This is a genomic window from Paenibacillus sp. 1182 (genome assembly GCF_017833915.1).
GTDB lineage: Bacteria > Bacillota > Bacilli > Paenibacillales > Paenibacillaceae > Paenibacillus > Paenibacillus polymyxa_D.
The window spans coordinates 22,540-29,675 of the sequence record NZ_JAFICR010000024.1 but is presented as its reverse complement, the minus strand read 5'-3'; the positions used below and the strand labels follow the sequence as shown (position 1 = coordinate 29,675).

Below are 7,136 nucleotides of genomic sequence, written 5' to 3'. Positions count from 1 at the left end.
GATCAAACTCTCCATTAAAGACCAACCGAAGCTGGTTTATAGAAAGAGCGATAAGCTCATGTTGAAACTGACGAGATAAAAATATCTCTTGTTTGCTTCCATCTTATACAGCCTGGATGGCATGTACCAAAATTTCAGCGTTGGATTTTGCAAGCAAAATCCGTACTCACTCGTTGTTCAGTTTTCAAAGATCAAATTATCATTCGGCTTCGTTTGAGCCAGAACAATAATATAACATTTTCAACTAATTCAATCAACCTGTAAATAATTCCAGGCGAGTCATCCAACCCATATTATTGAATAATCATTTTCGGGCTAGACTAACAATATATCAATTTAAAGCAATTAAGTCTATCTGTAAAAGTTCCCAGCTTGTTCAAACTTATTAAAAATCTTTGATCTTGTTTTATTGGCTGGACTAGTAATTTAACACGTATACCAAATTAATTCTACTTGCAATTAATTCCTTTTGATAGATAACTATAGATATTAGACCAAAGTAATTCATAATCCCAATAGACAGAAGTATTACTTAAATGTGTTATTCTAATTTTACATAAGGATTTGCTTTTCCAAATTAGTTCTCGGATGATTTCGAAGGTTGATCTATTCTAGCAGAGAAATTTATCAAACTTTTAGGGCCAAGGTACTTCATACCTTAAACAATAATCAGATAGACGTATATTGTTGGATATACATTTAGTAGATCATTTAGAGGGTTAAGAAATTACGAAGTAGACTAAAGAGAGATGCATGACAAAGATAATTATGTTTACGTCACTCAATAAAAGTGAGGTATACTCGATTCTTATTCCATGGAGTTGATAACTTCATCTGTTCTATGACAGTTAGATTGACCCTAAAATATGAAAAACAGCGGTATCCTTGGATAAGTCCTAGATACCGCTGTTTTATTGAACTATAAGCCATGACTTCAATGTTCAAGAAGATGCCGCTACCGCAAGCGTACCGGAAGAATCAGCTGTATGATGGATACTCCGCACGAAGCGAATCGTTTTTGTATCCGAGTGCATTACGACTGAATGAGTTTCCGCTCTGTGGCCGGGAAGAGAACGAACCCCCTGCAACCACTCTCCAGGTGTTACACCTGTAGCCACAAACATCACGCCTTGCCGTCCGACCATATCATCCATAGATAGCAACGCGCCAGGATCAGTAATGCCCATACGTTTGCAACGCTCAATCTCTTCTTCACCATGAGGCAACAAACGGCCCTGTATTTCTCCGCCCATGCATTTCAGCGCTGCAGCGGCCAATACACCCTCAGGAGCGCCACCAGAACCGATATGCAAGTCTACACCGCTATCCAGGCATGTTTCAATCGCGCCCATCACATCCCCATGGCCTAGCAATTTGATACGAACTCCGCTTTCCCGCAGAAGCTTGATAATCCCGGCGTGCCGTGTACGATCCAGAATAGACACGGTAAGATCAGGCAAGGATTTACCGAGTGCTCGTGCAGCTTTTGACAATGTGGTCGGGATTGGGTCCTCAAGTGACAGCTTTCCAGCCAGCGCCGGGCCAACGGCCATTTTTTGCATGTACATATCCGGAGCGTGGAGTAGACTACCACGAGGTGCAGCAGCAATGACCGACAGAGCGTTATTCAAACCATTTGCCACCGTTTCGGTTCCTTCCAGTGGATCGACAGCGATGTCCATAGCCGGTCCTCTGCGATTGCCTACTCTTTCCCCGATATACAGCATGGGAGCCTCATCCATTTCGCCTTCGCCAATGACGACCGTGCCGTCCATGGATACCGCATTAAAATGAGTGCGGATGGCTACCGTAGCCGCCTCGTCTGCGCTATTCTTATCTCCACGCCCTGTCCATTGTGCTGATTGCAGTGCCGCTGCCTCTGTTACCCGAACGAATTCCAATGCCATTTGACTCTCCATACCTATCCCTCCACCTCTCCTAAAATAATTATTACCCTTAAGCAAATGAATATATTTAGGGCAGCTTTGCTGCAATCTTTCTATTTATCTATTAAACTCCTGTATCCTACGTTTTTAATTTTTAGTTATATGAGCAGCTACTAGGCTCTATAACATTCTGATAATTAAACCTGCCGTCTCTTCAATCGCCTTATCTGTAACATCAATAACCGGACAGTTCAGCTCTTTAAACAAAGACTGCGCATACGCTATTTCCTCTTCCACTCTCGTCGCTGTAGCATACTGCACATTATTAGGTAGCCCCATAACCTTTAGTCGCTCACTGCGTATTTTCAACAGTAACTCTGGCTCGATCGTTAATCCGAACACTCGACCACGCTGAACATCCTTCAACTGAACAGGCGGTGTCAGCTCCGGCACAACCGGTATGTTGACCGTTTTATAACCTTTATGCGCGAGAAACATGGATAAAGGAGTTTTGGAAATACGGGATACTCCAAGCAATACAATATCCGCTTTGAGAATGGCGCTCACATCTTTGCCATCATCGTATTGAACCGCAAAATCCAAGGCCTCTACACGCCGAAAATAGTTGTCGTCCAGTCGGTGCAGCAGACCAGGCTTCTCTTTGGGATCGTTATGGAACGTATCGGCAAACGCCTGCATCATTGGTCCCATAATGTCGACAGCCCGCACATTCAGCCGGACAGCCTCTTCTTTCATCGCCTCTCTCAATTCCGGCTGTACCAGCGTATAAGCTACAAAGCCTCTACGCTCGGCAACTTCCTCCATCACCCGGCTCAGTTCGTCTTCATCCCTCACGTTCATAAATCTTTTGATCTCTGTGTCCGGTAACTCAAACTGGCGCATGGTCGCCTGTACGACAGCTTCTGCCGTCTCGCCAATCGAGTCTGAACAGATCGCTATAAAATGACTGCTCGCCTGAACCATTCGATTCCTCCCATTAATCCTCTGCTACCATATCGAGCAACATTTTAATAATATTTGTTTTTGTAATACGTCCCACGACTTTCCAGTGCTCTCCTGGCTTGTCGGAGTCGGAAGGGACGACGACAGGCAGACTGTCGATTTGACGGGCAATAATTTTGCGCGCTGCCTCTAATACCGTATCCTCTGGGGAAACGGTGACAACATTCGCCTGTCGGGTCATCACTAGGCTGACAGGAATGGTTGCTGCATTGGGATTCCCTAACGTTACCTTAAGTAAATCCTTGCGGGAAGCTACCCCTGCCAAATCTCCGTCTTCATCGGTAACGATCAAATTGCTCACATTTTCCAAAAAGAGAGCTACAACAGCTTCCTGAATCGTTGTTGTTTCACGTACGATGACTGGAACCCCGTGAAGATCGCCCACCTTCATTTGCAATAGCCGGAATTTTTCCTCCCGGTTCGGCGTGCCCCGCTTTCCAACAAAATATCCGACCTTGGGCTTTGCATCTATGTAATTCAGAATACCCAATTTGGATAGGTCGGTCCGAATGGTCGCCTTACTGAGATTAAGCATTTCCGCAATCTGATCCCCGGTAATTGGGGCATGCTTTTGTACGATGTTTAAAATTTCTACTTGTCTTGCCGTAAGGTCGATGATGAACGTCCCTCCTTTTTTTCTTGCGATCTAATATTGAATATAATACGTCATATATAACAATAAATCAACCTTAAAAAGCATATAAAACATCACATATATAAAATTAAAGTGGTTATTCATGTCTTTTTATCATTTAAAACACTTATTCAACACAAAAAAACGGGCACTTTACACCCTGCTCTTTCGAGTAAGGCGAAGTACCCGCTCTCTTATTCGTATCTTAAAGCATCAATTGGACGCAGCTTAGACGCCTTCCGCGCCGGATATACTCCGAACAACACTCCGACTGCCATACAGCACAGAAAAGAGTAAAGCACGGGCTCTATCGAATACACAATCGGCATTTGGACGAATTTCTCAAGCAGTTTTGCACCTCCGAGACCCACCATTACGCCAACTAGTCCACCCATCAGACTGAGAAAAACAGCCTCAGCCACAAACTGCAGCATAATATCACTACGTTGCGCACCAATCGCTTTACGAATCCCGATCTCCCTCGTACGTTCCGTGACGGACACCAGCATAATATTCATAATGCCGACACCTCCAACGCCAAGCGCAATTGCAGCTACACCGGCCAGCAGCATATTCATAATCCGATCAACCCCGGACACTGTTTTTAAGATTTCCGTCTGGGTCATGATCTGAAAGTCATCGCCCTCTGATGGCTTTAGCTCATGTCTGACACGAAGCACCTGCCGAATTTCTGCACTTGCCTGATCAATCTTCTCCTCTGATGTTGCAGAGGCGTTCACCTGCTGAATACTCATATTGCCTAGCCGTTCCATCCCCGTTGTAATCGGTACATATACCTGCTGACCGCTGTTACTCATATTGGAATTGGAATTTGCCAGCACACCGACCACCTTAAAAGGAAGCTGTTTGATCATGATCGTCTCACCGACCGCTCTGGAGGCATCCGGACCAAAAATATTACGGGCCGCATCACTCCCAAGCACAGCCACATTCATTTGTTTATCCACTTCATAGTGGGTAAACGACCTGCCTTGAGCTAGTGACAGCTTTCTCACATGAACGAATGCCAGTGAAGTCCCCTCAATTTGTCCGCTGACCTTATTGCGACTCCACGTAATATCTGCATTGGTCATAGCACTTGGTGCTACCTCTGCTACTGCTTTTTGCTGCTCTAGCGCATCGATATCTTTTAGAGATATTCCTTTCGTCTGATTGAACGACATGGAACTAGAGCCATCATATGGAGCATAAGGATAGATCATCAGCAGATTATTTCCCATACTGTTGATCTGAGATGTAATCGTAGCCGTTGATCCTTTACCGATGGCTACAATCATAATCACAGCGGCCACTCCGATAATAATGCCCACCATGGTCAGCAAAGATCGCAGCATATTGGTTCGCAAACTGTTGAGTGATACACGGATAATTTCCTTAAACTTCATGCCTTCACTTCCTCTGCCGCCATTCTTCGTTTCCCAACAGGCTGATCCTCTTCAATCCGCCCATCTCGAAAATGAATCAGACGCTTGGCGTATTCCGCAACCTCTTGATCATGAGTAACCAATACAACCGTTTTCCCCTGATCATTCAGACGCTGAAAAATCCCCATTATTTCAACACTTGTTTTGGAGTCCAATGCGCCTGTAGGTTCATCCGCCAAGAGAATGACCGGATTGTTCACAAGTGCGCGGGCAATGGATACCCGCTGCTGCTGACCGCCTGACAATTCGTTCGGCCTATTGTTCATCCGATCGCCTAGACCTACGCTAGTGAGGGCTTCCATTGCCCGCAAACGACGCTCCTTGACAGGAATACCTGCATAAATCATAGGCAGTTCCACATTCTCCAGAGCCGTTGATCGCGGGAGCAAATGAAATTTTTGAAATACAAATCCGATTTTCTGATTACGTATAATAGCCAGTTCATCCTCACGGGCATCTAAGATCGAATAGCCGTCCAAATAAAATTGTCCTGACGTAGGTAAATCCAGACAGCCGATAACATTCATCATCGTGGACTTGCCTGATCCAGACGGTCCCATAATCGCAACAAAATCACCGTCAGCAATATCAAGTTGAACCTCACGCAGAGCATGAATTTCCTGATCTCCGACATGGTACACTTTTTTCAAATCCTCAATCTGAATGACGTATCTCATACCCGTTTAAAAGCCTCCCTGCATGCCGCCCATAGCGGAAGGGTCCGGCGGAGGTTCAGGAGCAGGCACAATAAGCGTGTCACCCTCCTTTACACCTGACTTGAGTTCGACTCGATCTGGCGTATAAAATCCGAGTTCTACGGGCTTGAAAGTGCGCGCCCCTGGATTTGCAGCATTATTAGCGGAAACATACACGCCATCCTGTCCCCCTTCGGATCTCAGCGCAGTCGCAGGTACGAACAGTACATTTTTGTGTACTCCCAAAATAACGGCCACATTCATAATCATGCCCGTTTTGAGCTTGCCTTTCGGGTCATGAACAGACAGTTCCATCAGATACGTCGTCATCCCTTCATCCGTAGAGGCTTCCGGTGACACGAATTGCACCTTCCCTGGAAATGATTCACCCGGATAGGCATTGGTAGTCAACACGGCTGAAAGACCCTTCTTTACTTTGACAATGTCGGTCTGACTTACCTTCACAACCACCTTAAGGTCGTTGGAATCCGAGTTATTCATGACAATGAATGGAGCTGTCGGACTGGTCCCTACATCCCCGTTCACCTTCAAGATTACCCCGTCCCAAGGTGCTGTAACCTGAAGCTTGTTCAATTCATTTTTCTTCTGCTCCAGTTCCGTCGCCTGTCTTCGAACCTCTATCCGTGAGGCTTGAATATTGGATGCATCAGCCGGAACCTGAATTTTGCGAAGCTCTGCCATTGCCGTACGATATCCGATTTCAGCCTCTGAAATGGTGCGACGTTTTTGTGACATGATTTTGCGGAACTGCAGATCCAGACCATCATAGTCCGTCTGTGCTTTATCCAGTGCTTGCTCTGCCTGCTCCAATTCACTGTTGGACACCGCCCCGGCATCATGTAAAAACTTTTGGTCTTCATATGCCTTTCGCGCCTGTTCCAACTGCTTTTGGGAAGTTTTCTTCTGACTTTCGGCTTCTTCCAGCTCAAATGATTCTTGCGCTGTATCGATAGCCATTTTGGCCCGAAGTACATTTGTTTTCTGAATTTCAATGTCCTCAGCCTTCGGACCTTTCTCCAATTCAGCCAGCTTGGCTTTAGATATTTCCAAAGTATCAGACGCACTCTGAATTTGCATTTTAATTTCAGAACTGTCCAGAAGAGCCAGGACTTGTCCTTTCTTCACTTTGTCTCCGGCCTTCACGTTCACCGCTGCCAGCTTATTTTCGCCTGCGCTTGTAAAATTCAACTTCACTTCCTTGGAAGCCTGTACGGTACCGGACGTATCCAGCTTCTCGCTCACATCGCCGCGTTCTACTTTAAGCTTCTCATCCTGAACCAACGGTGCCGCCTGTTCTTTGGGCAAATTTAGGTATACTGCTGCTCCGCCTCCACCGACAACCAGTAGAACAATTGCAGTCCAGATCCACTTTTTTCTCCGTTTTCTCCGTAACTTGATTAAAGCGTCATTTAAAACCGTTTCTGCCAATGCC

At 45.6% G+C, this 7,136-nt stretch carries 6 protein-coding genes; all 6 read right to left on the bottom strand.

The annotated features are described in order from the left end of the window. Positions 1–941: 941 nt before the first annotated feature. The gene (gene glpX, locus JOD82_RS28420; RefSeq protein WP_029518434.1) at positions 942–1,919 is read right to left on the bottom strand and encodes a class II fructose-bisphosphatase; all 978 of its coding nucleotides are present in this window, start codon (positions 1,917–1,919) and stop codon (positions 942–944) included. Between the two features lie 147 nt (positions 1,920–2,066). Beyond that, a complete protein-coding gene (locus JOD82_RS28415) occupies positions 2,067–2,870 on the bottom strand; it encodes a pyruvate, water dikinase regulatory protein (protein ID WP_029518435.1) in 804 nt (267 codons plus the stop codon). A gap of 13 nt (positions 2,871–2,883) precedes the next feature. Then, positions 2,884–3,555, bottom strand: a complete 672-nt coding sequence (locus JOD82_RS28410; protein WP_080658662.1) for a helix-turn-helix transcriptional regulator — start codon at positions 3,553–3,555, stop codon at positions 2,884–2,886. A 182-nt stretch (positions 3,556–3,737) separates the two neighbouring features. After that, complete coding sequence (locus JOD82_RS28405; protein ID WP_029518436.1) at positions 3,738–4,949, bottom strand: ABC transporter permease; 1,212 nt, start codon at positions 4,947–4,949, stop codon at positions 3,738–3,740. Further along, entirely contained in the window at positions 4,946–5,665 is a 720-nt protein-coding gene (locus JOD82_RS28400; RefSeq protein WP_029518437.1) for an ABC transporter ATP-binding protein, read from the bottom strand. Before JOD82_RS28400 ends, JOD82_RS28405 begins: the two co-directional genes overlap by 4 nt. 6 nt (positions 5,666–5,671) lie before the next feature. Next, a complete protein-coding gene (locus tag JOD82_RS28395) occupies positions 5,672–7,132 on the bottom strand; it encodes an efflux RND transporter periplasmic adaptor subunit (protein WP_029518438.1) in 1,461 nt (486 codons plus the stop codon). Between the last annotated feature and the right edge of the window lie 4 nt (positions 7,133–7,136).